At 55.0% G+C, this 24,901-nt stretch carries 22 protein-coding genes and 1 tRNA gene; 3 read left to right on the plus strand and 20 right to left on the minus strand.

Annotation, left to right across the window (positions count from 1 at the left end; genetic code table 11):
* Window positions 1–31: 31 nt before the first annotated feature.
* The 3 genes from ABNH10_RS03670 to ABNH10_RS03680 form a co-directional block, all read right to left on the minus strand.
* Window positions 32–955: a metallophosphoesterase gene (locus ABNH10_RS03670; protein WP_349384789.1), complete on the minus strand. Its 924-nt coding sequence runs from the start codon at window positions 953–955 to the stop codon at window positions 32–34.
* 146 nt (window positions 956–1,101) lie between these two features.
* Window positions 1,102–1,452 carry a DUF6694 family lipoprotein gene (locus ABNH10_RS03675; protein ID WP_349384790.1) on the minus strand — a complete coding sequence of 117 codons (351 nt, stop codon included), beginning with the start codon at window positions 1,450–1,452 and terminating at the stop codon, window positions 1,102–1,104.
* 51 nt (window positions 1,453–1,503) lie between these two features.
* Complete coding sequence (locus tag ABNH10_RS03680; protein WP_349384791.1) at window positions 1,504–1,752, minus strand: hypothetical protein; 249 nt, start codon at window positions 1,750–1,752, stop codon at window positions 1,504–1,506.
* 312 nt (window positions 1,753–2,064) lie between these two features.
* On the opposite strand from ABNH10_RS03680, the gene ABNH10_RS03685 reads away from it, so the two are divergent.
* Window positions 2,065–2,994 carry a helix-turn-helix transcriptional regulator gene (locus tag ABNH10_RS03685; protein WP_349384792.1) on the plus strand — a complete coding sequence of 310 codons (930 nt, stop codon included), beginning with the start codon at window positions 2,065–2,067 and terminating at the stop codon, window positions 2,992–2,994.
* Here the strand turns inward: ABNH10_RS03685 and ABNH10_RS03690 are convergent.
* The 3 genes from ABNH10_RS03690 to ABNH10_RS03695 form a co-directional block, all read right to left on the minus strand.
* The gene (locus tag ABNH10_RS03690) at window positions 2,962–3,177 is read right to left on the minus strand and encodes a helix-turn-helix transcriptional regulator (protein WP_035460473.1); all 216 of its coding nucleotides are present in this window, start codon (window positions 3,175–3,177) and stop codon (window positions 2,962–2,964) included. The genes ABNH10_RS03685 and ABNH10_RS03690 overlap by 33 nt on opposite strands.
* A gap of 59 nt (window positions 3,178–3,236) precedes the next feature.
* Window positions 3,237–3,905: an inovirus Gp2 family protein gene (locus tag ABNH10_RS16250; protein ID WP_008929374.1), complete on the minus strand. Its 669-nt coding sequence runs from the start codon at window positions 3,903–3,905 to the stop codon at window positions 3,237–3,239.
* A gap of 197 nt (window positions 3,906–4,102) precedes the next feature.
* Window positions 4,103–5,653 carry a hypothetical protein gene (locus tag ABNH10_RS03695; RefSeq protein ID WP_157375604.1) on the minus strand — a complete coding sequence of 517 codons (1,551 nt, stop codon included), beginning with the start codon at window positions 5,651–5,653 and terminating at the stop codon, window positions 4,103–4,105.
* A 144-nt stretch (window positions 5,654–5,797) separates the two neighbouring features.
* Between ABNH10_RS03695 and ABNH10_RS03700 the strand changes: the two genes are divergently transcribed.
* Complete coding sequence (locus ABNH10_RS03700; RefSeq protein WP_008929372.1) at window positions 5,798–6,472, plus strand: hypothetical protein; 675 nt, start codon at window positions 5,798–5,800, stop codon at window positions 6,470–6,472.
* Between the two features lie 204 nt (window positions 6,473–6,676).
* On the opposite strand, the gene ABNH10_RS03705 is transcribed toward ABNH10_RS03700, so the two are convergent.
* The 11 genes from ABNH10_RS03705 to guaB form a co-directional block, all read right to left on the minus strand.
* A tRNA-Pro gene (locus ABNH10_RS03705) sits at window positions 6,677–6,753 on the minus strand.
* 374 nt (window positions 6,754–7,127) lie between these two features.
* Window positions 7,128–7,487, minus strand: a complete 360-nt coding sequence (locus tag ABNH10_RS03710) for a MerR family transcriptional regulator (protein ID WP_349384793.1) — start codon at window positions 7,485–7,487, stop codon at window positions 7,128–7,130.
* Complete coding sequence (gene ihfA / locus ABNH10_RS03715) at window positions 7,468–7,770, minus strand: integration host factor subunit alpha (RefSeq protein ID WP_011589117.1); 303 nt, start codon at window positions 7,768–7,770, stop codon at window positions 7,468–7,470. Before ihfA ends, ABNH10_RS03710 begins: the two co-directional genes overlap by 20 nt.
* 24 nt (window positions 7,771–7,794) lie before the next feature.
* Window positions 7,795–10,185, minus strand: a complete 2,391-nt coding sequence (pheT, locus tag ABNH10_RS03720; RefSeq protein ID WP_349384794.1) for a phenylalanine--tRNA ligase subunit beta — start codon at window positions 10,183–10,185, stop codon at window positions 7,795–7,797.
* 34 nt (window positions 10,186–10,219) lie between these two features.
* The gene (pheS, locus tag ABNH10_RS03725; protein ID WP_349384795.1) at window positions 10,220–11,239 is read right to left on the minus strand and encodes a phenylalanine--tRNA ligase subunit alpha; all 1,020 of its coding nucleotides are present in this window, start codon (window positions 11,237–11,239) and stop codon (window positions 10,220–10,222) included.
* Between the two features lie 162 nt (window positions 11,240–11,401).
* Complete coding sequence (gene rplT, locus ABNH10_RS03730) at window positions 11,402–11,761, minus strand: 50S ribosomal protein L20 (RefSeq protein ID WP_022986950.1); 360 nt, start codon at window positions 11,759–11,761, stop codon at window positions 11,402–11,404.
* Window positions 11,762–11,786: 25 nt separating this feature from the next.
* A complete protein-coding gene (rpmI, locus tag ABNH10_RS03735) occupies window positions 11,787–11,981 on the minus strand; it encodes a 50S ribosomal protein L35 (RefSeq protein ID WP_007149690.1) in 195 nt (64 codons plus the stop codon).
* 38 nt (window positions 11,982–12,019) lie between these two features.
* The gene (gene infC / locus ABNH10_RS03740) at window positions 12,020–12,580 is read right to left on the minus strand and encodes a translation initiation factor IF-3 (RefSeq protein WP_011589120.1); all 561 of its coding nucleotides are present in this window, start codon (window positions 12,578–12,580) and stop codon (window positions 12,020–12,022) included.
* 462 nt (window positions 12,581–13,042) lie between these two features.
* Window positions 13,043–14,494 carry a catalase gene (locus ABNH10_RS03745; protein WP_349384796.1) on the minus strand — a complete coding sequence of 484 codons (1,452 nt, stop codon included), beginning with the start codon at window positions 14,492–14,494 and terminating at the stop codon, window positions 13,043–13,045.
* 813 nt (window positions 14,495–15,307) lie between these two features.
* A complete protein-coding gene (guaA, locus tag ABNH10_RS03750; protein WP_349384797.1) occupies window positions 15,308–16,879 on the minus strand; it encodes a glutamine-hydrolyzing GMP synthase in 1,572 nt (523 codons plus the stop codon).
* A gap of 187 nt (window positions 16,880–17,066) precedes the next feature.
* Window positions 17,067–18,548 carry an IMP dehydrogenase gene (gene guaB, locus ABNH10_RS03755; RefSeq protein WP_349384798.1) on the minus strand — a complete coding sequence of 494 codons (1,482 nt, stop codon included), beginning with the start codon at window positions 18,546–18,548 and terminating at the stop codon, window positions 17,067–17,069.
* Between the two features lie 170 nt (window positions 18,549–18,718).
* Between guaB and xseA the strand changes: the two genes are divergently transcribed.
* Window positions 18,719–20,065: an exodeoxyribonuclease VII large subunit gene (gene xseA, locus ABNH10_RS03760; RefSeq protein ID WP_349384799.1), complete on the plus strand. Its 1,347-nt coding sequence runs from the start codon at window positions 18,719–18,721 to the stop codon at window positions 20,063–20,065.
* On the opposite strand, the gene ABNH10_RS03765 is transcribed toward xseA, so the two are convergent.
* Genes ABNH10_RS03765 through ABNH10_RS03775 form a run of 3 tightly spaced genes read right to left on the minus strand, consistent with a single transcriptional unit; the run spans window position 20,022 to window position 24,872 of the window.
* Complete coding sequence (locus ABNH10_RS03765; RefSeq protein ID WP_349384800.1) at window positions 20,022–21,959, minus strand: response regulator; 1,938 nt, start codon at window positions 21,957–21,959, stop codon at window positions 20,022–20,024. The two genes, xseA and ABNH10_RS03765, sit on opposite strands and share 44 nt — an antisense overlap.
* Window positions 21,956–22,825, minus strand: coding sequence for a hypothetical protein (locus ABNH10_RS03770; RefSeq protein WP_349384801.1), 870 nt, complete (start codon window positions 22,823–22,825; stop codon window positions 21,956–21,958). Before ABNH10_RS03770 ends, ABNH10_RS03765 begins: the two co-directional genes overlap by 4 nt.
* A 4-nt stretch (window positions 22,826–22,829) precedes the next feature.
* On the minus strand, window positions 22,830–24,872 hold the full coding sequence (locus ABNH10_RS03775) for a TonB-dependent receptor plug domain-containing protein (RefSeq protein WP_349384802.1): 2,043 nt from the start codon (window positions 24,870–24,872) through the stop codon (window positions 22,830–22,832).
* Window positions 24,873–24,901 lie beyond the last annotated feature (29 nt).

Raw genomic sequence — 24,901 nt, forward strand, 5'->3', positions numbered from 1 at the left:
CCCTCCCTGTTGCATTGGTATTTTTTCTACATTAGCGGGTTACCCAAATGTAGTTGTCTTTTGTCAGGGGACGACCATCCCAACGATAGGCCACCAGTTTTCCCTGGCGGGCACTCACCACACTGTAGTCCAGGCAGGCAATGTGATCGGCCAGGGGCGCAGGATCACCCGTTAGCCAGTAGTGGCCGACGAAGGCAGGCTTTTCGTTATCGTAGCCTGGAAGAATGCCTTCGGGTACGAGCTCATGTGGAATGCGGTCGATGACATCCACCGGCACCATAGCCAGGTCGCGGTAGGTGGGGGCATGCTCAAGCCACCAACGGGCACGGATATCCGTGCGGGCATGGCCGTCCTTGTCACTGAACCCTGCGCCCTGGGGCAGGGGAATTTCCAGGCCCTTGAGGAGGGTTTCTATCGCTGCATAGACTGGCTCGCCTTTTTGGGATGCGGGATACCATCCCTCCTCCTTGAGGCAGTTATTGCTATCGAGCCAAGGCGCTAGGTCGGCCAGATATTCATTATGCCAGCAAGCATGAACGGCACGGAATTCCGGCAGATCCAGAAATACGGGCAACGTTTTGAACCAGCCGATTATCTCATGGTGTAGGGGCGAGTTTTCACTAACCTGCTCCAGAAATCCGTGATGCTGATGGCGGTTTTTGGCGTTGTGCGGGCGCAGGTAAGCGTCTGGGCTGCCCGGGTTTGGAGACGCCCAGGCTACGGCGTTGAATTCATGGTTGCCCATGATCGCCAGGGCCTTATCTGCCTCGACCATGGCTCGCACGATGCGAACCACCTCTACCTGCTGGGGGCCTCTGTCTATGTAGTCGCCCAGGAACAGGGCTTTACGAATCGGGTGCTGCCACACACCGTCGATCTCCTGATAACCCAAACGGTCAAGAAGTTGCTTCAGCGGCTCGGCAAAGCCATGAATATCACCGATGATGTCGTACAAGATGGTCTCCATTGGTGGAACTGGGGCACATGCCGCCGTGCTGACTCTTGGTAGTTATCGCGATCTAGCTTGCTAGGGTCTACCTACGAAGTGCACCACCGCCAGTTCGGCTTGCCCGCGAATAATGCCCACGATATTCAATGCACTTAATGATGCCACTCGCTGCGGACCCGCTTTTGTTCTCGCGCTTTTATCGCGGCGGCCTGCCGCCATATCTGGCTGGTGCTCAAGCCATCGAGTCCTGCGCGCACCTGCTCTGCCGCCTCAGCGATATCCTCTGGACGAGTAGCTTCCACATATCGCCCATCAATCTGGCTAAAGGCCACCAGCATGAGAGCAAGATCAAAGTCTCCGAGCTGATCCTCTGGCAAAACGCTTCTTACTTGATCGATGGTTTTCACGAGACTCGCCTCTGTGGTGCCATCGATCCGGGGCCCAGCACATCCTGTAAGCCAGAGGGGTATCATTATCAGCAGGATTACTGCGCATCCCTTCATTCCTTTTCCTTTCTCCGTCCTTGAGCTCTACGCCCTCTTCCTAGCTCATCGCTATTGCCGCTGCGGGTCTACCAGCACGTTGCCCTCAACCTCGTACCAATCCCGACCATAGATGAAGGGAATATAGAACCACTTGCGGGTGATGACGCCATCCACCAACGCCACACCGCCGGGCTGGCTCTCAATGGCATTGTCCATGGCATTCTTTGCGTCGGGATACAGGCCAGTGGGGATCAAGCTGATGATGTGGATGCTGTCTTCCCCCTTAGCCCTCGTACCTACGCGCTCATAATCCCCCATCCGTGACAGCTAAACATTCTTCGAAGAGATCACGGTAAAATCCGTCAACCGTGTTGCGCAGCCAGTCAGCATTAGTAGCGCCACGACGGGCAAAAAAACGCTCGGCATTGTCTTCATCCTGTCACTCCCCCATCGTCCCCGTGTTGAAATAAAAAACAGCATCCTTGCTGTAAAGGCCCATCCCTACTGGTTTGCAGATGCAAAACACAACCACAACTTGTATTCCCCAGATTACACCTTATTATCTACATGACAATACTGGCGACCTGTACACGTCGCCTTTTGGCATATATCGCTTTTTGGAGCATATCCATGGCACGGACAGCAGGTAAAAACGCAGCGGACTGGCCGCTGCGCTGGGATCTGTTATTGCGCTACAGACTGATCGAGGTGATCGCCCTCTGGGAAGGGAGACTGACGACCAACCATCTTCAGCGGGCATTCGGCATTGGCAGGCAGCAGGCCAGCAAGGACATTAACCACTATCTTGCTGAATATGCGCCTGGCAACCTGGAATACGACCGCTCCTTGAAGGGGTACAAACCCGCCAGCACCTTCAAGCCCGTATTCACACGGGGCGTAGCGGATGAATACCTGCAGATGATGCATTCTCGGGAGGATCTCAGTTGTGCCTTTGAGGCCCTGGATGTGCGCGAGCTCAATACCGAAGTGCTGCTTCCTCCTTCTCGTGACCTACGCCCCAGTGTGTTGCGCCCGATTCTCCAGGCCTGCCGCGATAAACTACGCGTGGAAATCCAGTACGCCTCCTTGAGCAACCCGGAGCCGGAATCCCGCATCATTCAACCTCACACCGTGGTGCACAATGGCATGCGCTGGCATGCCCGGGCCTGGTGCGAGAAGAGTAGCGGCTACCGGGATTTCGTATTAAGCCGGATTCAGGATGAACCCGAATTCACCGAATTCACCGAACAAAGCGAACACCACACTGAGCAGGATGATCATGCGTGGCAAGAACGGCTCATTCTGCATGTCACCCCGGATCCTCGCCTCTCTGTGGCTCAACAGGACGTGGTTGCGCGGGATTACGACATGATCGATGGAGCGCTGACTATTGAGTGTCGGGCTGCCATGGCCAATTACATTGTGCAACTGCTTAGACTGGATGGATCGCGGCACCGAGGGCCCGAGGCCCAGCAGGTGGTACTGGCCAACGAGGATGAGGTTAAAGGTTGGCTGTGGGGGGGCCGGCTAACCGCCAGCCCGCATGCCCTCCTCTTCTAAACGCTGATCCCGCTTGGCAATCTGCTCGATCACCCACTCCTCCACTTCATCCAGCACCCAGCCCGATGAGCGCCCTCCCAGGCTCACGGGTTTCGGGAATGAGCCCTCTTGGGCGTACTTATAGATGGATGATCGGCCCAGACCTGTAGTTTCCATGACTTCTTTCAAACGAATGATTCTCATGAGTTTTCTCCTTCTGCTCATGAGATGAGCCATGGCTGTAAAAAATTAACGAAACCTTGTCAGCGGCGACTGCAGCCAAAGTTGTTCTTGTCATCGCCAAATGGCTTGGTCTTCGATTTCGCGAAATAACTTAACCGATAAAACAGCGCCGAATAATCTCTCCACAGAGACGGAGAGTTGGCATCAACCCGGTATACGCCGTTCTCTACGTAATGGACCAACCCTGCACTATCTTCCCAGGAGCAACCTAAGGCGCTCGCCCAAGCGCTACGCACCCGTTTAGCCATATTTGACGCACCCCCCTCATTCACAGATACGAAAGATCCTAGGTGACGGTAGACATCCCCGTTTAGCAAGATGCAACAATGGTAATGTCGATGGTCTGAGAGGTGTCTTTCTCGGACCCAAACGTAACGAAGCTGGCAGGTATGAACCCGCTGTCCGCATCTGGCTTTACGAAGTTGATGTGCATTTATTTTTGCTTGAAGGGAGGAAAAGAAGCGGGATATTACTTCTGAATCGGGGGCAGCTGCCTGTTTGGGTATGTGTAAATCGAAACGGATAGCCGTGGTTCGCCGGTACCTCTCCACCGCTCTTTTCATGGTTTCCAGAGTCCTCTCGAGATACTGCTCAATGTAGGGGGAGTGCCTGGGCACTAGCCCCAGTCCATTCCACTCTGTGTCGTTGATTAGGGTAAGGTTGCTATTCAGTGTGTGTCGTTTGTTCATCTCTCCATCCTGTGGTTATTGCTCACAGGGAAGGGATGTATGTAATTTATTACTGGGTATTTATGGCCCTTGGGGTGGCGGGGGTATAAAACCTATAAACCTATAACCGACAACCAAATATGCCATTTGCAAAGCTTCAAGCTACTGTTTTCAAAGAAATTCAGGGAACAAACACCAGATTTCACTCTGGAAATGTACTATGCTTTTTCAGTCGGATATTTGTGCCCCCGCAATCTCAGCCCATAGCTTATCCGCTCCTCCTCACTCAGGCTCCGCTCACTGAGATACTTGATAGCTTTACGCCCAGACCCTCCTTGCAAGCTTAGCTTCGAGCCCCCCCAAGGATCATTCCCTTCATCTGGTTTTGAATCGTGCCCAGGCATATTAATGACCCAGCAACCACCCCCTCCAGAGCCTATTCCTTCTTTTGTGGAAATCTGCAAGGTGAGTGCATGCTGACGCCTCAATACCGCTTCCGTTGGGAGAATGAGATATTCAGGCTCCTTCCTCTCTAGCTCATCAATTAGGCATTGGTCTTGCCTCTTAACCTGCGCAATCATGCCTGTAGCATATTTAACCTGCTGCCACACAGCGGTCAGAAATGCTCGCAGCGCCACCTCAACATCACTTTTCTCTGTCGGCTTAAGCTCACCGCGTACTGAATCCTCAAGTTCCTTAAGGTGAGTCAATGAAATAGTACTTTCACGCTCCCCATTCGTTAACAGCATCGATGCGTAGTGATTGATTCGCATCTGCAAGTATGAAGCGGCTAGGGAAAGCTGCTTTTCCTGAAAGTGCCTATCCAGCTGCAGCTTAGGCAGGACCTCAGATGCCTCACAGTCGCCCTGATAACTAAAGTCTGTTTCATGCCAAAAGCAGTCGTCAGTCCATTGGGTTTCAAACCTGATCGCATTCTGGATGCCCGGATAATGACATGGAGGATACCCACCCAAGCCCGAACTGCTATCCCGATACCTTTTTAGGTCGAAATGGACAGCCTTTGCCTCCCTATAAAGCTCTGTGGCCTGACCAAGCCCCGGTGAACACTGAATGATCGTTATTTGATCACCAAAGCCGCCCAAGTCCATGTGTCTCAAGTTAAGAAACACATATCCCGCCACTCGGCCAAACAAGCACTTCCCAGAGAAGCCAGAAACTCTGCCCCTCAGATACCCCTCAGCAGCCAGCTTCGTGAACTGAGACTTCAACTGATCGTCACTGAGCCCTGTCATCCTCCCAAGCTTCCCCATCCCAATTTGAGCAGCGCCACTTTTATCTGCATTTAAAAGCAGAACAGCCAGGAGGGTGCGATTTTCCGGAGTCAGGCGCGTCTTCCGCGTTCCGCGGTTAGAAGGAAACTCGCCCATGAACACATGTTCAATTTTTTCTTTATGGAGGAAAGCGTGGTCAGCTAATTGGGCCACTAATACATCCCAGAAGCCACACGACACACTCAACCGCAGCGAAGGACGCCCCGGTCCATTTGCCGACCTCTTCTCCAGCAAAATCCCCGAACGAACAAGCTCATCAACAGCCCGTCTAACAGATCTTTCGGACTGATAAAAATCCCGAGCATAGGCTGCCATTTGCCTCATGGACTCTTTAGACTCTTTAGACTCTTCGTAGTCTTTAATAAACCGGCACAAGAAATAACGACTCGCCGCACTCAGTCGATCAAGACCATATTGCTTACGACATCCGCTGGGAACTTGAAGAGGAATTAGCCACACCCCCATACTCTCACCCACACAACCTCCAATAAATAGCAATAATACCCCCCCTAATTTTATCTTCCAATTTCTTTATGCTACATTTAACGTTACATTTAACGTTACATTTAACGTTAAATGTAGCGTGTCAGCAGTGTCTCGAAAGAGCCAGGGGAGAGGCGAATGAACAAGGCCGTAAAGACACCAGGCCAGTGGCTAGACAATGACCCCAAAATGATAGATTGGCTTAATGGCTACATCACAAGAAATCCATGCAAGGGAGTCATGCTGCTTCCACCGAGTAGCCATGAGCGCCTCGTCGACTATCTAGAAAAGTCTCTCAAATCGAGAGACAGCTCATACCTTCAGAGGGCCAAACAAGCGTGGCGAGTCCATCAATCCAGGGAGGGGAAAAATCTAAAGCAGGTTCATTTGGAACTCTCTAAGCGCGAGATCAAGGTACTCGAAACGCTGGCCAAGAAAGGGGGCAATGGGAGAACAAGTGTAAGCGCGGTTGTCGCAGAGCTGATTCGATTGGCTCTAAAGGATGAGGAAAAAAAGAAAGCCACAATCAAGGAGGCCAAAGAAGAAGCCAAGCGACAGATACTTGATCAACAGCAATCAAATTGCCCTTTTATCCCTCTTGTCACAGCCAAGGAAGCGCAAACACTACGCGACTCCATTGCCGCAAAAGACCAAGAAATCCAGGCCCTAAATAAGCAACTAGCCGAACTTTCAACAACCCCACCACCGCCCGAGCCACAAGGTGACGGAGATACCCGAACGCCTATGGGAGAAGACGTGAGTCAGCCAACAACATCACCTCCCTGGAGAGGGTCCAAAGGTAGTCTATTCTAAAATTGACGACCATCGCGGCACACACGCTTCACAAGGGCATAAAAGCCACCCATGGTAACCATGAAACGGCAACCAAATAACGGTAGCGATCGAGAAACGGCAACCAAACGGCAACCAGATCGTAGAAAAGATGACAGGCGCCCAGAAATGAAAAAGGCCAGTCATCTCTGACTGGCCTATCTCATTGTTTTTCCGACCTTAATTTGGTCGGGACGGGAGGATTCGAACCTCCGACCCCTTGCACCCCATGCAAGTGCGCTACCAGGCTGCGCTACGCCCCGAGATGTGCTTGGCAGGCAGTGCTACCAAAGCGGCGAGCATAATAGCGGATTTGATTGGGGGATGGAACCGGTAACGTACTGGTTGATCAGGGTTTAAGCGGTGAAGGCACAAGCGTCATGCTGCAAGCAACAACACGAACTCATGCGGGGCAGAGACAGCAGCGCCGTATCCGCGGCCCAACCCCGCTTATTAGACCGGCCCTGTGAAAAGGGTAGTTCCCCCGAAAACCATAGCCGGCGGCCCATTCGCTGTCGAACGACCCCACCCACGAGGTGAGAGGATTGCGGGGGACGCAGGCATAAAAAACCCCGGAAGCGTGGCTACCGAGGCTTCTTGCCTTGCAGGGAAACACCTGCAAGAGATCTGTCTTGGATCAGGAGGCTTTAAGTACGTCTAGAACCTCGTCCATTTCCACGATCATCTGTTTGATGAGCTGATGATATTTGGTCGCCTGCTCCGCGTTGGCGCCGCCGGAAAGCTGCTGACGGGCGCCGCCGATGGTGAAGCCTTGATCGTACAGTAAACTGCGGATCTGGCGGATCATCAGCACGTCCTGTCGTTGATAGTAACGGCGGTTACCACGGCGTTTCACAGGGTTGAGCTGGGGGAACTCCTGCTCCCAATAGCGCAGCACGTGCGGCTTCACGTCACAAAGGTCACTGACTTCACCAATGGTGAAATATCGCTTCCCTGGAATCGCCGGCAATTCGTCGTTATGACTTGGTTCCAGCATAGGCTTCAACCCGTTGTTTTAATTTTTGCCCTGGACGAAAGGTAACAACTCGGCGAGCAGTAATAGGAATCTCTTCGCCAGTTTTTGGGTTGCGCCCTGGGCGTTCGCTCTTGTCCCTGAGGTCGAAATTACCAAAGCCAGAGAGTTTCACCGGGATATTATCTTCCAGTGAATGGCGGATCTCTTCAAAGAACATTTCCACCATTTCCTTCGCTTCACGCTTGTTCAGGCCTAACTCTTCGAACAAACGCTCGGCCATATCCGCTTTGGTTAGCGCTCCCATTAAAGCTCCCTACCCTTCCTTAATTCAGTCCCTTAAGGCGGCGTTAAACTGTTGTTTTAACTGGGATACTACGGCATCCACCAAGTCATTCACCTCTTGATCCTTAAGAGTGCGCGAACGGTCCTGGAAGGTCAAGCCCAAAGCGAGGCTTTTACGATTTTCACCAATGCTATCACCTTGATATATATCGAAAATATTGACCCCGGTGAGACGCTCGTCACAGGTAGAACGCACCGCCGCAATCAGCTCACCTGCGGGGATACTGTCCTCCACCACGAAGGCCAGGTCACGGCGCATGCGTGGCTGATCAGACACTGATTGGAAGCTCGGCAGGATGCCCTGCTGCAATGGCGCCTGGGCCAGCTCGAACGCGTACAGCTGGCCCGGCAGATCCAGATCGGCAGCCAGCCGTGGATGAATCCGCCCCAAATAGCCAACGATTTCGCCGTCACGTTTCAGCGCAGCGGTCTGCCCCGGATGCAACGCCGGATGCTCTGCGGGCTCAAAACTGAAGGCATCCGCATCGGACAGGGCCAGCAAGGCTTCCACATCCCCTTTCAGGTCGAAGAAGTCTACCGGGCGTTTGCCTTCCCAGTTCTGCGGCTGGGCACTGCCGTAAAGCAGACCGGCAATCATGGGCGTCTGGGCTAGCCCGCCTTCCACGTCTGCCGCATCGGTGGGGACAAAACGCAGCCCAGTCTCGAACAGACGCAGGCGATCCGCCTGGCGGTTCAAATTGTGGCGGGCGGTACTGAACAGGCCGGCCAACAGCGTGGTACGCATAACACCCAGATCCATAGAGATCGGGTTGAGCAATGGCAGCGGTTCTACTCGGGGTTCCACTTTACTCAACAGGCCTGGCTCTACGAAGGTGTAGGTAATGGCCTCCTGGTAACCCCGGTCCATCAGGGTGTCGGCTAAACGCCGCAGTGCCACAATATGCTCTGGAACGGTATCACCGGAAGGTGAGCCCGCGGGCACGCGGCTAGGCAGTTTTTCATAGCCGTAAATCCGCGCCAGCTCTTCGATCAAGTCCTGTTCGATGGCCATATCAAAGCGCCAGCTGGGCGCCAGCACGCGCCACTCTTCACCCTCACCCTTGGCTGAGATGTCCATGCCTAAGCGGCTAAGAATGTCTTCCACTTGTTGAGCGGGAAGGCCCACCCCCAGCAAGCCCTCGATGCGTTCGGCACGCAAGGTGAGCTCAGCCTGTTTGGGCAGCTGCGCTTGGTCCACCGCTTCAGTGACAGGACCAGCCTGCCCGCCGGCAATTTTCTGGATCAGGGCAGTGGCGTATTCAATGGCATCGTTTTGCAGTTGTGGATCGACACCCCGCTCGAAGCGGTGAGAAGAATCCGTGTGCAAACCGTAAGAGCGAGCCTTGCCAGCAATGGCCAACGGCGCGAAGAAGGCGCACTCTAGGAAGATGTCTTGCGTGTCCGTGGTTACTGATGAAGGCTTTCCCCCCATCACACCGGCCAACGCCAAAGCAGTACTATCATCGGCGATCACTAGAGTGTCATCGCGCAGGGTCAGCTCCTGGTCGTCCAGAGTGGTGAGTGTTTCCTCAGCCTTGGCCTTACGGACGGTGATGCCACCGTTCAGTTTTGCCAGGTCGAATGCATGTAGCGGCTGGCCCAGCTCTACCAACACATAGTTGGTCACGTCCACAATCGGGTCGATGGTGCGCAGGCCAGCTCGACGCAGGCGCTCTACCATCCACAGCGGAGTGGCGGCATTGACGTCCACTCCTTTAATGACGCGGCCAAGATAACGGGGGCAGCCGGCGCTGTCCGCCAACGTCACGGTCAGGCTGTCGTCGATGGCAGGGGCCACTTTGCTAATGGAAGCTTCGGTGAGCGCCGTCTGGTTCATCACCCCTACTTCTCGCGCGATACCACGCAGGCTCAGGCAGTCCGCCCGGTTAGGCGTTAGATCTACCTCGATGACGGTGTCGTCTAGGCTCAGATAGTCACGGAAATCCGTGCCCACCGGCGCATCTTCCGGTAGCTCCATCAAACCATCGATCAGGTCTTCCAGGCCCAGCTCGGAAGCACCGCACAGCATGCCATTGGATTCCTGGCCACGCAGCTTGGCTTTCTTGATCTTGAAGTCGCCAGGCAGCACTGCACCCACTTGGGCGAAAGGCATTTTCAGGCCGACACGCACATTGGATGCACCGCAAACCACCTGCACCGTGTCGGTACCGTTTGTGACTTGGCAAACACTCAGCTTGTCTGCATCCGGGTGCGGTTCGCAGCTTTCAACTTGCCCAACCACGACACCGGTAAAGGCCGGTGCAGCGGGCTCCACGGCATCCACTTCCAAACCGGCCATGGTCAGTTGTTGTACCAGGGTATCGGTATCAATGGCCGGGTTAACCCACTCCCGCAACCAGGCTTCGTTAAAACGCATTGTCGAAATTCCTTAAACTTGTTCGCGGGAGGCGTTAGCCAAACTGGGACAAAAAGCGGGTGTCGTTCTCAAAAAACAACCGCAAATCGTTCACGCCATAACGGAGCATGGCGATACGTTCGATGCCCATACCAAACGCAAAACCACTGTACTCTTCGGCATCAACGCCGCCGGCCTCAAGCACCTTGGGGTGCACCATGCCGCAGCCCATGATTTCGATCCAACCTGTGTGCGAACACACCCGGCAGCCTTCTCCACCACAGCTCACACAGCCCACATCGACTTCGGCGCTTGGCTCGGTAAACGGAAAGTAACTGGGACGGAAACGCACCGGCAGGTCTTCCACTTCAAAGGTGTAACGCAGAAATTCCGCCACGGTGCCACGCAGGTCCGCAAAGGTAATCCCCTTGTCCACCAACAAGCCTTCCACTTGGTGGAACATGGGGGTGTGGGTCAGATCTGAATCACAGCGATACACCCGACCCGGGGCGATAATCCGGAACGGGGGCTTGCCCTGCTCCATCACCCGGACCTGTACCGGTGAGGTATGGGTACGCAGCAAACGCCCGTCACCGAAGTAAAAAGTGTCATGCATGGCCCGGGCCGGGTGATGGCCGGGGATGTTCAGCGCTTCAAAGTTATGGAAATCATCTTCCACTTCCGGGCCTTCCGAAATATCAAAACCCAAACGCAGGAAAAAATCTTCAATGCGGCGACGCATACGGTTTACCGGGTGCAGCCCACCCGGCAGCTCACCACGGCCTGGCAAGGTGACATCCACGGTCTCACTGGCAAGCTGCTGCTTTAGTGCAGCTTCTTCCATGGAGCTTTTGCGTTCGGCAATCGCATCCTGGACTTTTTGCTTGCCCTCATTGATAACCGCCCCCGCCTGCGGGCGCTCTTCCGCGCTCAATTTACCCAGGCCTTTCATCAGGGCACTGATTTCACCCTTTTTGCCCAGGTACTTTACCCGCACATCATCCAAGGCCCGAATGTCGCCAGCCTGCTCGACCTCTACCAGGGCAGCGTCAACCAGAGCATTGAGATTTTCCATTTAAAATTCCCCCGCTACACGCAACACGCTTCACACAACACGGAGCGACCGTGGTACATGGAGCCCGATACGTGGTGCGTCTCTTTTTCAAACAAAAACGGGGGAAGAGCGCGAACTCTTCCCCCGTTCAGTATGCTGTTCAGTCAAGGACCAAACAGTAAATCAGGCGGTGAGACTCGCTTTGGCTTTTTCGGCCAAAGCGCTAAAGGTTGCCTGATCACGGACAGCGATGTCCGCCAGTACTTTACGGTCGATATCGATGGACGCTTTCTTCAGACCATCGATCAGGCGGCTGTAGGATAGGCCATTCAGACGCGCTGCCGCGTTGATACGCACAATCCACAGACGACGGAACTGACGCTTGCGAACCTTACGGTCGCGATAGGCGTACTGACCGGCCTTGGTAACGGCTTGTACCGCTACGCGGAATACACGGCTGCGGGCACCGTAGTAACCTTTAGCCTGCTTGAGAATTTTCTTGTGCCGACGACGGGCCTGCACACCACGTTTTACTCGTGCCATTGTTTAGTCTCCAGATCCGTAAAAGTTATGCGTAGGGCATCATGCGTTTAACAAGAGCCACATCATTCTCGTGGACTTCCTGCTTCGGACGCAGTTTACGAATAGTCTTGGAAGACTTTTTGGTCAGAATGTGGTTTTTAAATGCCTGCTTGCGCTTGAAACCGGAGGCGGTTTTTTTGAAACGCTTGGCAGCCCCACGGTTTGTCTTGATTTTAGGCATGGTACCTTCTCAAGTTGATGAATTAATTAAACAGTCCGTTAGGACTGCTTCTTCTTTTTGCCCGGGCCGAGCACCATAATCATTTGGCGCCCTTCCATGTTCGGACGTTGCTCAACAGAACCGTATTCTTCCAAGTCCTTCTCGATACGAGCGAGAAGTTCCCGGCCCAATTCCTGGTGAGCCATCTCCCGACCGCGGAAGCGGACGGTGATTTTTGCTTTGTCGCCGGCCTCAAGGAAACGAATGAGGTTACGCAGTTTCACATCGTAGTCACCGATGTCGGTGCCGGGACGGAATTTGATTTCCTTAACCTGAGTCTGGCGCTGCTTTTTACGCCCCTCTTTGGCCTTTTGCTTAGCCTCGAACAGGTGCTTGCCGTAATCCATGATTCGGCAAACCGGTGGTTCTGCACCAGGGGAGATTTCCACCAGATCCAGCTGTTTAGAAGTGGCCTTTTCCAAGGCGTCCTGCAGGCTGACGATACCGACCTGCTCACCATCCACATCAATCAACCGGACTTCGGTTGCCTGGATTTGCTGATTTGTATTGGCGCGCTGCTCGCGGCCTTTGCCTCCACGCTTAATGTCGTGAACCTCCAATCTGTTATCGAAAACGAGACGAGTAGCCTCACCGCCTCAGTAAATAGGCGCGCATTGTATGCCACCACAACGGGCACAACAACCCCGACCCTTACTCTGGCCGACGTACGCAGCTGGCTGAAACGGAATGATTTCTACCTGAAAGCATAGATTGAACCACTATCAAACACCTTGAAGGCTGGCTCTTAACTCCCAGGAAGGCTGCATATTTTAAGCAAATTCGCTTACTTTTCAAGCACCCTGGGCCATTAAAATCCTCATCAGAGCCCAACACCAGCGCTCACCTGTATACCTTTGCTGAACCGGAGAACACTGCGGGCTGAAGCCCTGTCAGCCTCTGAGGCAGCCATACTATGGGCTGCCTCAGGGGAGACGGGGTCTACGGCATGGCAGCCTGCCACCGTGGACGTTAAAAAACGTTACGGGACAGCTTGTTAGCCGGCCTTGCGGTTCCCGCAGTGATTAGCCTTTAAGGCCTTTGGCGACACGATCACCCAGAACTTTATCGACGTTGCGCCAATACTCAATCGCGCGCTGCAGAACCGCGTCAGAAACTCCAGCGGACAGGTGATCAATAATGTTGTTAACAAGCCGATCACGCCCGTCGTCGTCAAGCACCTCGCGCACCAAGGTACCTGGCTGGCCAAAGTCGTCGTCGTCTCTACGCAGCGTGTAAGCCTGGCGCACCATGTCGCCATCGGTGTACCACTGCGTACCATCCTGCCCGCGTGCCGGATCAGCTTCTGGTCCGCCGTAGGAGTTCGGCGCATAAACCGGATCGGAAATATTTTCTGTACGTCCCACTCCGTCCTTGCTGTAGCTGTTGACCGGACATTTGGGCTTGTTGACCGGAATCTGCTTGTAGTTTACCCCCAGCCGGTGACGGTGAGCGTCCGCGTATGAGAAGCCACGAGCTAGCAGCATTTTGTCGGGGGACAAACCGATGCCGGATACGAGGTTGTTAGGTTCAAATGCGGCCTGCTCCACCTCGGTATGAAAATCAGTTGGGTTTCGGTTCAACGTCAGTTTGCCGACTTCCATTAAGGGGTAGTCATGGTGCGGCCAGACTTTAGTCAAGTCGAAAGGATTGAACCGATAGGTCTTGGCATCCTCAAACGGCATGATCTGCATGTGCAGAGTCCAGCTCGGGTAATCGCCGTTTTTGATGGAGTCGAATAGATCGCGGCGGTGGCAGTCACTATCCTTGCCCGCCATGCTAACAGCTTCATCTTGGGTCATGCATTCAATGCCTTGATCGGTCTTGAAGTGGTATTTGACCCAGAACCTCTCTTCCTTTGCATTGATCCACATATAGGTATGACTGGAATAGCCATTCATGTGGCGCCAAGTCTTGGGAATACCGCGATCCCCCATCAACCAAGTCACCTGATGCGCCGACTCCGGCGAAAGCGTCCAGAAATCCCATTGCATATCGTGATCGCGCAAGCTGCTGTCAGCGCGACGTTTCTGCGAGCGGATAAAATGCTGGAATTTCATTGGGTCCCGCACGAAGAAAACCGGGGTGTTATTCCCCACCATGTCATAGTTGCCTTCGCTGGTGTAAAACCTCAGCGAAAAGCCACGCGGGTCGCGCCAGGTATCCGGGCTGCCGCGCTCGCCGGCGACTGTGGAAAAGCGAATCAGAGTCTCCGTCTTGGTGCCAGGCTGGAACACTGCAGCTTTAGTGTAAGCGCTTACATCTTTGGTCACCTCAAAGTGACCAAATGCACCACCGCCCTTCGCATGGGGTTGGCGCTCTGGGATACGCTCGCGATTGAAATTGGCCATTTGCTCAATCAAGTAATGATCGTGAAGGACAATCGGCCCGTCCGGTCCTATTGTGAGAGAGTGTTCGTCACTGGCTACCGGGATGCCAGCATCGGTAGTGGTGGGTTTCACTGGTTTATCGCTCATGTGTTACTCCTGTAACGCTCAGAGACTCCCAATCAACACGCAGAGTCATCGCTGAGGGTAGTATTACGGCGCGCATTTCAGTATCGCACAGAGTGCGAGAGCCATGAAAACACCATGGCCGGAATATAGTCGAAGAACGGTTCGCCCCCTGACCGTATAGCGCGACAAAAACGGTCCTGAAGATCGACCCAAGTATTACTCCCTAAATAACAACAACGCATCAAACCGATAGCGAGTTTTACTCGCTTTTACGAAGAGCAATTCACCTGCCAGGCACTACAATTTTGTTTATATTGCCTAGGCCCTCCCCTACAGCAAGTACCGCCTTATGCACTATCCCTACTCAACGCCCCTGTTACGCAGTCATGCAGCCCGACAAAGAACTAATAGAATGGTAGTCCCATGCACGGCGAGATCGTCGCCTCATCACATACCGGGAAAACGAGTTCATGAGCGGGTTACCCTCGCTACCACATCAAAACCGGCGAATGCCTTTGCCTCAGAGCAGGCCGTATAGGGCTGGCCTGGCAACAGTGGTCGACTCGGGGCACCCAAACACAATAAGGCTCGCCTAATACCGCCAACGCCATAGCGATCACGGTGATGCTCTCGCCTAACGATGGGTGGTGCAGTGGTAGCAAAGCGAGATGGGGCCCGTCTTAATGCCGGCCATAGAGCGGCCAGCGGGGCCCTTCACCTTGTAAAGTCCAGCCTTGGCTTATCGCTGTCAGACAGCGATAAAAAAAGCCCATGAAAACATGGGCTTAAGTGTAACTTAATGCTATTGAGTGCCAGTCAGTACCAGACAGGGAATCATTCCCACTCAATAGTGGCAGGTGGCTTGGAAGAAATATCGTAGGTCACCCGACTAATGCCTGGAATTTCATTGATGATTCGGCTGGAAACCAGTTCCAGGAAATCATAAGGCAGGTGCGCCCAGCGGGCGGTCATGAAGTCGATGGTTTCCACTGCACGCAGAGCCACCACGTATTCATAGCGACGGGCATCACCCACCACGCCGACGGATTTCACTGGCAGAAACACCGCAAAAGCCTGACTGGTTTTGTGATACAAGCCTGCCGCTCGCAGTTCTTCAATGAAGATATGATCCGCCAGACGCAAGGTGTCGGCATATTCCTTCTTCACTTCACCCAGAATACGAACGCCCAGCCCCGGTCCCGGGAAAGGGTGACGGTAAACCATGTCGTAGGGCAGGCCCAGTTCCAGGCCGATTTTGCGCACTTCATCCTTGAACAATTCCCGCAAGGGCTCAACCAGCTTGAGCTTCATATCTTCCGGTAGGCCCCCCACGTTATGGTGGCTCTTGATAACATGGGCCTTGCCAGTCTTGCTGGCGGCGGACTCAATCACGTCCGGGTAGATAGTGCCTTGGGCGAGCCAGTTAGCATTCTGCAATTTGCCGGCTTCATCGTCGAAGATATCGATAAAGGTATTACCGATAATTTTGCGTTTTTTCTCCGGGTCCGCTTCACCGGCCAGTTTTCCGAGGAAGTTGTCTTCCGCGTCCACTCGGATCACCTTAACACCCATGTTGTCGGCAAACATTTCCATTACTTGTTCACCTTCCTGGTGACGCAACAGGCCGTTATCGACAAACACACAGGTGAGCTGATCGCCGATAGCCTTGTGCAGCAACGCTGCGACCACGGAAGAATCCACCCCGCCGGAAAGCCCCAAGATCACCTCGTCGGTGCCCACCTGCTCGCGGATGGTATCAATGGCATCGTTAATGATGTTACTCGGCGTCCAAAGCGCCTCACATTTACACAGCTCGCGTATAAAGCGCTCCAGCAGACGACCACCCTGCAAGGTATGGGTCACCTCCGGATGAAACTGAATGCCATAGAAGCGTTTTTCGTCATTGGCCATGCCAGCAATAGGACAACTGCCGGTGGTGGCGGTGGCCACAAATCCCGCGGGCATTTCCCCAACACGATCGCCATGGCTCATCCATACATCGAGGAATTCCTTGCCCTGCTCTTCATGGTCAACGATGCCCTCAAGCAGCGCATTGGACTCTGCTTTTTCCACCCGGGCGTAACCGAATTCATGTTTTTCGCCAGCGATGACCTTACCGCCCAACTGCTCGGCCATGGTCTGCATGCCGTAACAGATACCCAGCACCGGAATGCCCGCTTCGAATACGGCCTGAGGCGCCCGCGGCGTTTGCGCTGCGGTAACAGATTCGGGGCCACCGGAAAGGATGATGCCTTTGGGCGCAAATTCGTCCAGCTCTTCAGCCGTCATGTCAAAGGCACGAATTTCACAATACACCCCGATTTCACGCACACGACGCGCAATCAGTTGAGTGTATTGAGATCCGAAATCCAGAATAAGAATGCGCTGGGCATGAATGTCTGTCATTGGGGTCTATCCCGGTGGTTGCCGGCGGTTAAAGCCGAACCTGGTTAGAACGGGCCAAACGCCAAACATTGGCCGCCTAGCACTTTAAAAAGAAAAATCGGTCGAGCGCGGCTCGACCGATTTCAGCATTCCGCGTCGGGCCTCAAGCGTGGAGCTCTTGACCAGCGACACTACGCCTGCGTTCGCATTACCCAACCGGGTAATTGGGCGCTTCTTTGGTAATTGTCACATCGTGCACGTGGGATTCTTTCATGCCCGCGTTGGTCACTTTCACGAATTCAGGTTTGCTACGCATTTCTTCAATGGTGGAGCAGCCGGTATACCCCATAGAGGCGCGCAGGCCACCCATCAACTGATGAACGATGGCACTCATTGGACCCTTGTAGGGAACCCGGCCTTCGATACCTTCCGGAACCAGCTTTTCAATACCTGCAGCAGCATCCTGGAAATAACGATCGGAGGAGCCCGTAGAACCAGACATGGCCCCCAAAGACCCCATGCCACGGTAGGCCTTGTAATAGCCGCCCTGGAACAGCTCAACGTCGCCCGGCGCTTCTTCGGTGCCCGCCAACAAGGAGCCGATCATGATGGCGCTGGCGCCTGCGGCCACCGCCTTGGAAATATCCCCGGAAAAACGGATACCGCCGTCAGCAATCAAGGGCACACCCGTACCTTCCAGTGCTGCGGCCACGTCAGAAATAGCGGTAATCTGCGGCACGCCAATACCGGCCACAATACGGGTAGTACAGATAGAACCGGGGCCGATACCAACTTTGACTGCATCCGCGCCAGCAGCAACCAGATCTTTTGCTGCCGCAGCGGTAGCGATGTTGCCGCCAATCACTTGGACATCGGGGAAGTGTTTCTTCACCCAGGCCACGCGATCAATTACACCCTGGGAATGCCCGTGGGCGGTATCGACCACGATCACATCCACACCGGCTTCCACCAATGCGGTAACTCGCTCATCAGTACCGAGGCCGGTACCCACCGCAGCACCAACCCGCAAACGTCCCTGAGAGTCTTTGCAAGCATTGGGATACTTGGCTGCTTTCTCGATGTCTTTTACAGTAATCATGCCGCGCAAATCACCGGCCGCGTTCACCACAATAATTTTCTCGATGCGATGCTTGTGCAGCAGCGCCTGGACTTCATCGGCGCCAGCGCCTTCCAGCACAGTAACCAGACGATCCTTGCCAGTCATGATGTCTTTAACGCACTGGTCATAGTTAGTGATGAAACGGGTGTCACGGCTGGTCACAATACCCACGACCTTATCGCCATTCCCTTTTTTCTCAACCACCGGCACACCGGAGATATTATTCGCTTCGGTAATACGGATCAGCTCGGCAACCGTGGTATCCGGGGTGACGGTAATCGGGTCTTTCACTACACCGGATTCGTACTTTTTGACCATCCGCACATTGCGCGCCTGGTCCTCGGTATCCATGCTTTTATGCAGGATACCGACACCCCCTTCCTGCGCCATAGTAATGGCCAGGCGATGCTCGGTAACCGTATCCATGGCTGCGGATACCAGCGGAATGTTCAAAGCAATATCCCGAGTCAACTTGGACTTCAGCGACACGTCTTTAGGCAGCACATTGGAATGGGCGGGCACAAGCAAAACGTCATCAAACGTCAGTGCTTCTTGGGCAATTCTGAGCATATTGCACCGTAGGAAGTGAGGGGGGAGCCTGGCGGATTCCACCGGGCGGAGCGGCAGCACCTAAAATCAGACAGGCACCCCGTTAAATTAGGCGGGCGATTATACGACATTACCGGCTAACCACACAATCGCTGCTGGCAGGGTACAAAAAAACGGGCTACCCTCCCGCGATGACCATTTCATCTCGCGCCGAACCGCTGTCTATCAGCCAATTGAACCTGGATGCCCAGGGCCTGCTGGAAAGCTCTTTTCCGCTGATTTGGCTACAAGGAGAGTTGTCCAACTTCTCCCGCCCGGCCTCCGGCCACTGGTATTTCAGCCTAAAAGACACGCGTGCCCAGATTAACGGGGCCATGTTTAAAAATCGCAACAGGCTATTGGATTTTGTCCCTCGGAACGGGGAGCAAGTACTGGTACGTGCCAAGATCACTCTTTACGTTCCCCGCGGCAATTTCCAGATTGTGGTTGAACACATGGAGCCCGCTGGCCAAGGCGCACTAAAAGCCCAGTTCGACGCCTTGAAAGCCCAGCTACAAAATGAAGGCCTGTTCGCCCAGGAGCACAAACGAACGCTGCCCGCCTGGCCCAGCCAGATTGGGGTCATCACCTCACCCAGCGGCGCCGCTATTCGCGATATTTTGCAGGTACTGCAGCGCCGCTGCCCCTCCATACCCGTGGTGATATACCCCGCTGCCGTACAAGGAGCCGATGCTCCGGCGCAATTGCGCCAGGCGCTGGCACTGGCCGTGGCACGCAATGAATGTGATGTGCTGATCCTGGGACGTGGCGGCGGTTCTCTGGAGGACTTGTGGGCATTTAATGACGAAGGATTGGCCCGGGCCGTGGCGGGCTGCCCCATTCCCATTGTTTCAGCGGTGGGCCATGAAGTGGACACGGGTTTGACCGACTTTGCCGCCGACCTGCGTGCGCCGACTCCCTCTGCCGCCGCCGAGCTGGTCAGCCCGGATCTCTCCATTGTCAGTCAACGACGTGCGGGGCTACACCGGCGACTTCGCGGGGTCATGGCGCAAGAGCTGCGAACTGCGCAAGAACGCCTGCGCCATCTCAGCCAACGGCTGCGCTCCCCCCGTCACCACCTTGAACAAAGCAGCCAGCGACTGGATGAACTACAAAACCGCCTGCAGCGACTGATGAAGCATCGCCTCACCCTGCTACAGGGGCGCCTGCAACCCAGCCAGCAACGGCTGGCACGGCTGTCACCGGAGCGACTGCTGCGGGACCAGCAGCAACGGCTGGCAACCCTGAACAAGCGCCTCCCCCAGCCAATCCTTCGCCAGCTTCAACAGCAACAACTACAGCTGGGCGGGTTAAGTAAGCGCCTGCATACCGCTAGCCCACTGGAAACCCTGGCACGGGGCTACAGCATTACTTTCAAGGGGGACCAAGCGGTGCGCTCGGTAGAACAGATGCAAGCCGGTGACACCCTGACCACCCGGCTGGCCGACGGCGAAATTATCGCCCGGGTGGAACGCGTCCAGGCGTCAGATACGGACTGAGTACTCGCGCCAATTGTTGCCGACGAAAAGGCTTGGCGAGATGGGCGTTCATCCCCACCGCCAGGCAACGTTCGCGCTCTTCATTCATGGCATTGGCGGTGAGCGCCACCACCGGCATTGGTGCTCTGCCCTGTTCTCGCTCCCATTGCCGCAACAGCCGGGTGGCTGCCAGGCCATCCATTACCGGCATCTGCACATCCATGAGAATGCAATCAAAGTCACGCTGGCGCACTTTTTCCAGCGCCTCATGACCGTTACCGGCCGTTACCACTGAGACGCCCATTTGCTCAAGGGTGCGCCGGGCCACCATCGCATTTACCGGATTATCTTCCACTAACAAAACCAGCCCGTGCAGAGCAGGCTGCGCCAGTTCAATTTGCCGAGGCGCAAGATCAACCTTGGGCACTCGCCGCTCCCGGAACAACAGGCGCAGCGACAACGTGAAAATGCTGCCGCCTTCCTCGCGCCCATCCACGGTCAGAGTGCCGCCAAGCATTTCACTAAGCTTGCGGGCGATGGCCAATCCCAACCCGGTACCACCGAAACGGCGCGAGGTGGAAGAATCGACCTGTGAAAACGCCTTGAACAGACTGGCACGTTTTTCCCGGGGGATGCCGATACCGGTATCGGCCACGGCAATACTCAGGTCCAGCCAATCGCCATGCGCCGGCCGTACCGATACAGACACAGTAACCCCACCCTCTTGAGTAAATTTCACCGCATTGGAAATCAAATAGCTAAGCACCTGTCGCAACCGGGTTGGGTCGCTGCGCGCCACTTTTCCCGCCAGCGCTTCTGCTCCTTCTAGTTGCAAATACAGGCCTTTGCTTTCTGCCACATAGCGGAACGTGGCAACGCAATTTTGCAACAAGGGCAGCACCTCGAAAAAGGAAGGGTCGAGATCCATGCGCCCGGCTTCGATGCGGGAAAAATCCAGAATATCGTTGATCACATCAAGCAAATGGCCAGTAGACTCCAAGGCCGCCTGAGTATATTCCTGCTGCTCATCATTCTGGGCGGTTCCTTCCAACAGTTGCAGCATGCCCAACACGCCGTTCATGGGCGTACGCAACTCATGGCTCATCATCGCCAGGAAATCACTTTTTGCCTGACTTGCCGTCTGGGCATGACGATGGGCGTCCTGCAGCTCAGCCATGGCGGCTTGCTGCTCGCGGCGGGCGCTTTCCAGCGCACCGGCCAATTCATTGATATTATCCTGCAGCTCCCCTAGCTCGCCTTGCAAACGACGGCGGCCGCGCACCGAATACTCCCCCTGACGCAAAGTCCGGAGTAAACCAGACAAGTCCCCCAGCGGGGCCGCAATCTGCCGGGTCAGATAGTGTGCAATCCAGAGCCCCAGGATCATCGCAAAAAGGGCCGGGATGAGGCTGGCCAGCAAAATTTCTTTTTGCCGGGCAAGCAACCGGGCGCTGGACATCCCCAACACCACTTCGCCAATGCGATCCGGCTTTACGTTACCTCCTTCGGCCTGGTCCAACATGGCTTCGAGCGCCACTGGCTGACGATAAATACCGGAGTAGAATTCGATAATGTCAGCGTTTTCTCCCAGCGCATCCCGCCCCTCGTAAAGCAATACCCTCCCCTCGCCATCCCGGAACACCACGTATTGCAAGTCCGCCCGTTGCATGGCCATCTGTGCCTGACGACGCAAATCGGTGTAATTGCCCGCCAGCACCCCGTACTCGGACGCAGAGGCAATCTGCTGGGCCAGGAAACTGCCCAACTCGTGGAGATCCCGGTCGGCATCTTCAAAGCGTTGCCAAGTTAACGCGACCAGCAACAACCCGAGCATGAACACAGCCGGCACCAGAGCCAACATTTGCAGCTGCTTGCGGATGCCCGGCCCCTTCCGCGGTGTTTCAGCACCACTCATGGCACCTCCTCCGCGTCTTGCAGGGCATCCTGAAGGGCCGTGCTTTCCCGATAACGCATATCAAAACTGCTTGCCACATGCTCGTTGACCGCCACTGATGGGCAAACCACAAACGAAGATGCCTGCCATTGCTCCCGAATAGCAAAGTGCTGCACCCGTTGGGCCGCTTCGCTGACCAAATCGCTGCCGCTAGCATAATAGGACGCTACGCTACCCGCATTCACAAACGTCAGATCTGGACCAAACACCGGCCGACGCTGGCGATAACTGGTTAGCAATACCAGCTTGGCCGCATCCGGCCCTAATAGATCATCATCTGCGGGTAACAAAATGGCATCGAGGTGGCTGAGATTTTCACGCAGGGTGTTGCCCAAATCCCGCACATCCTGGACCGGTAATAACTCCAACTTGACCGGCCCGCGATAACCACGCACCTGCCCTTCTGCCCAGACACTGCTTTTGCCCATCACCACGCCAACTCGGCGGGCCAAAGGCATCATGATGTGCACCATTCGTATCTGATTAGCCAAGCTAACCCCTGACCAGAGAGCTGCACACTGGCATCCGTCCCGTTCCGCGTCTTCACTCAACGCACGACTGACATAAACGCCAAGCAACGGTTTACCATGGACCAAAGCACGGCTAAAAGCCGCATCCCCGAGCGCCACCAACACATCGGCAGCCTCGGGCTCATCAACCATACGCAGGTTGTTCGGTAACTCTTGTGTCAGCGACAACACAAATACATCACTAAAAGGAGAGGGCTCAGCAAGCACATGCACCGTTCGTGGCGGCGCAGACAGCGCAGGGACTGCCGATACCAACAGCAAAAGGAAACCAAGGATAGGCCCCTGCCAGCTCCGCATCCGGCTATATCCTCACCGCCACGCTCAGCCACATCCGGTCTTGCTGGTAGCTGTTCTCTGAAAAGACTACAGGTTCCTTGTTTAACCCATGCTGCAAAACCGCCCGCCACTCCAGCTCTGTAGGCCCCATGCGATGGCGAAAACGTAGCTGCATATCGACACGTTCGAACACCCGGTCGTTGTAATCATTGGATAAATAGTAAGCCGACGACCAGGCCCAGCGTGAACTAAATTGCCATGACCACAGGCCGCTAGCAGAGTCTCGGGCTGCTAGACGGTATTCCGTCCCCGTATTGCTTCGGGTGTGAATATGGGCACCGGTTACACGAAACAGATGAGAGGCCACCGGGCGCCAAGTAAGCTGGGCCTCAGTGCCCTGATGGTCCACCTTGCCGTCGTTACGGGGCTCAAATTCGAGCGGATTCAGCGGCGAGCTCAGCAATTGACGCAGGCTTTCTTGAAAATAACGCACATCCAGCTCCACGGCAGTAAACTGGCCGTAATAGCCTGCCTCCCATGAGCGCATTTGTTCTGGTTCAAAGGTGGCCGGACTCTGTTGCGTGACAAAGAAATAAGCCGGTGACCAGCCCAGCAAGGACTGAGTGTTTTCACCAAAAGGGGCTGACAGGTTTTTTGCCTGGATATTGATATTAGCGCGTTCTTCATAAATATCCGGCGTGCGAAGGGCTTCGGAGTAGACATAACGAAGATGGTGGCCCGGCAGCACTCGCCAGTTTACGCCAGCACGGGGGCTGAAGTGATCGTCGCTAATCTGGTCTCGCTCCCAATAGCCACCCAGATTCACCGTGACCGGCCCCAGAACATCCAGCGCCAGATTACCAAACAAACGGGAGCTAACATTCTCTTCGGTGCCGCCCAGATAACTGTCGGACCGGACCCGGTCATGCCGCACTTCTGCACCACTCACTAAACGTGCCCAGCGAGTCAACTGCAAGGTGTCCTGTATCTCCAGGTCATAACGCACTTCCTGAATATCCAGCTCACTACGGGCACAAAAAGGCCCGCCTGCACCTTGCAGGGTTAAATAACGATTAGTGACATCAGGATCCGTCGGAAAGGCCGCGAATGTAGAATCCATATCGCTGCCATTCTGCAAATACAGATCCCTTAACTCCTGACTGAAATAAAGGCCTCCACCCGCGCCAATTTGACCCGTCACTGGATCCAGATAGCAGACGTCAAAAGCGGTAGCTTCCTGGTTATATTGGCCGTATGTAAGAACCTGCAATTGATGGGTACGACTAAAATGGTGCTGCCATTGCAGCGCTAAAAAGGCCCGCTCACCTTTCTGCACCGGGTCGTCTTGGTATTCACCAATATCCGCCAGCCCCGCTTCCTGCTGGCGGCCCAAGCGGCTCTGACTTCCCCCTGCCTGCACGGTAAGCGTGTTATGCGCATCCGCTTCCCACACCCATTCTGTGTTGAGCGTTTCTATGCGTTTGGCATCCTGCAGACTCTTGCCTTCGAAGGGTTCGTCGTAACCGTTGTCTTCACGACGAGACACCGAGGCTCGCACGGCCCCATTCTCCAGCTGATGAACCCCGACCAGGTGGGCATCACGAATGCCATTGTTACCCCCCTGCACCGTCACCCCGCTTTTGCTGATATCACGCGGATCACGGGTAATGATATTGATAACAGCAGTAAAGGCGTTGGCACCGTAAGCCGCCGCTGCCGGGCCACGGGTCACTTCTATCCGCTCCACATCGCGGATATCCACCGGCATGCTGTTCCAGCTGACCCGGGACAGGCCCGGTTGGTACTGGCTACGGCCATCCAACAGAACCAACATACGGCGTTGGTCCCGCGCTTGGGTTGCGTGGTAAGCCACGGAAGGAACATTGCCATCCACTTTCACGGCGGCCATGCCCGGCACCAGCTTAAGCACCTCGTAGAGTTCGCGAGCGCCACTGGCTTCAATGAGGGTGCGGTCGATAACGGTAACGCTGGCGGGGGCCTCAGATTGAGGCTGGCTGACACGGGCAGGGGTCAGCACCATGGCGGGCTGCTGGGCCGGTTCCATCATGGGCTCCATGCCCTGCACCGATGCACACA

The sequence above is a fragment of the Alcanivorax sp. genome, from assembly GCF_040119285.1.
Taxonomy (GTDB): Bacteria; Pseudomonadota; Gammaproteobacteria; order Pseudomonadales; family Alcanivoracaceae; genus Alcanivorax.

Bases quoted from the DNA above. Each gene is read 5' to 3' on its own strand.
- ABNH10_RS03675 (WP_349384790.1), bottom strand. From the start codon at position 1,452: ATGAAGGGATGCGCAGTAATCCTGCTGATAATGATACCCCTCTGGCTT.
- ABNH10_RS03680 (WP_349384791.1), bottom strand. From the start codon at position 1,752: ATGGGGGATTATGAGCGCGTAGGTACGAGGGCTAAGGGGGAAGACAGC.
- ABNH10_RS03685 (WP_349384792.1), top strand. From the start codon at position 2,065: ATGGCACGGACAGCAGGTAAAAACGCAGCGGACTGGCCGCTGCGCTGG.
- ABNH10_RS03690 (WP_035460473.1), bottom strand. From the start codon at position 3,177: ATGAGAATCATTCGTTTGAAAGAAGTCATGGAAACTACAGGTCTGGGC.
- ABNH10_RS16250 (WP_008929374.1), bottom strand. From the start codon at position 3,905: ATGAACAAACGACACACACTGAATAGCAACCTTACCCTAATCAACGAC.
- ABNH10_RS03700 (WP_008929372.1), top strand. From the start codon at position 5,798: ATGAACAAGGCCGTAAAGACACCAGGCCAGTGGCTAGACAATGACCCC.
- ABNH10_RS03710 (WP_349384793.1), bottom strand. From the start codon at position 7,487: ATGCTGGAACCAAGTCATAACGACGAATTGCCGGCGATTCCAGGGAAG.
- ihfA (WP_011589117.1), bottom strand. From the start codon at position 7,770: ATGGGAGCGCTAACCAAAGCGGATATGGCCGAGCGTTTGTTCGAAGAG.
- pheT (WP_349384794.1), bottom strand. From the start codon at position 10,185: ATGCGTTTTAACGAAGCCTGGTTGCGGGAGTGGGTTAACCCGGCCATT.
- pheS (WP_349384795.1), bottom strand. From the start codon at position 11,239: ATGGAAAATCTCAATGCTCTGGTTGACGCTGCCCTGGTAGAGGTCGAG.
- rplT (WP_022986950.1), bottom strand. From the start codon at position 11,761: ATGGCACGAGTAAAACGTGGTGTGCAGGCCCGTCGTCGGCACAAGAAA.
- rpmI (WP_007149690.1), bottom strand. From the start codon at position 11,981: ATGCCTAAAATCAAGACAAACCGTGGGGCTGCCAAGCGTTTCAAAAAA.
- ABNH10_RS03745 (WP_349384796.1), bottom strand. From the start codon at position 14,494: ATGAGCGATAAACCAGTGAAACCCACCACTACCGATGCTGGCATCCCG.
- guaA (WP_349384797.1), bottom strand. From the start codon at position 16,879: ATGACAGACATTCATGCCCAGCGCATTCTTATTCTGGATTTCGGATCT.
- guaB (WP_349384798.1), bottom strand. From the start codon at position 18,548: ATGCTCAGAATTGCCCAAGAAGCACTGACGTTTGATGACGTTTTGCTT.
- xseA (WP_349384799.1), top strand. From the start codon at position 18,719: ATGACCATTTCATCTCGCGCCGAACCGCTGTCTATCAGCCAATTGAAC.
- ABNH10_RS03765 (WP_349384800.1), bottom strand. From the start codon at position 21,959: ATGAGTGGTGCTGAAACACCGCGGAAGGGGCCGGGCATCCGCAAGCAG.
- ABNH10_RS03770 (WP_349384801.1), bottom strand. From the start codon at position 22,825: ATGCGGAGCTGGCAGGGGCCTATCCTTGGTTTCCTTTTGCTGTTGGTA.
- ABNH10_RS03775 (WP_349384802.1), bottom strand. From the start codon at position 24,872: ATGATGGAACCGGCCCAGCAGCCCGCCATGGTGCTGACCCCTGCCCGT.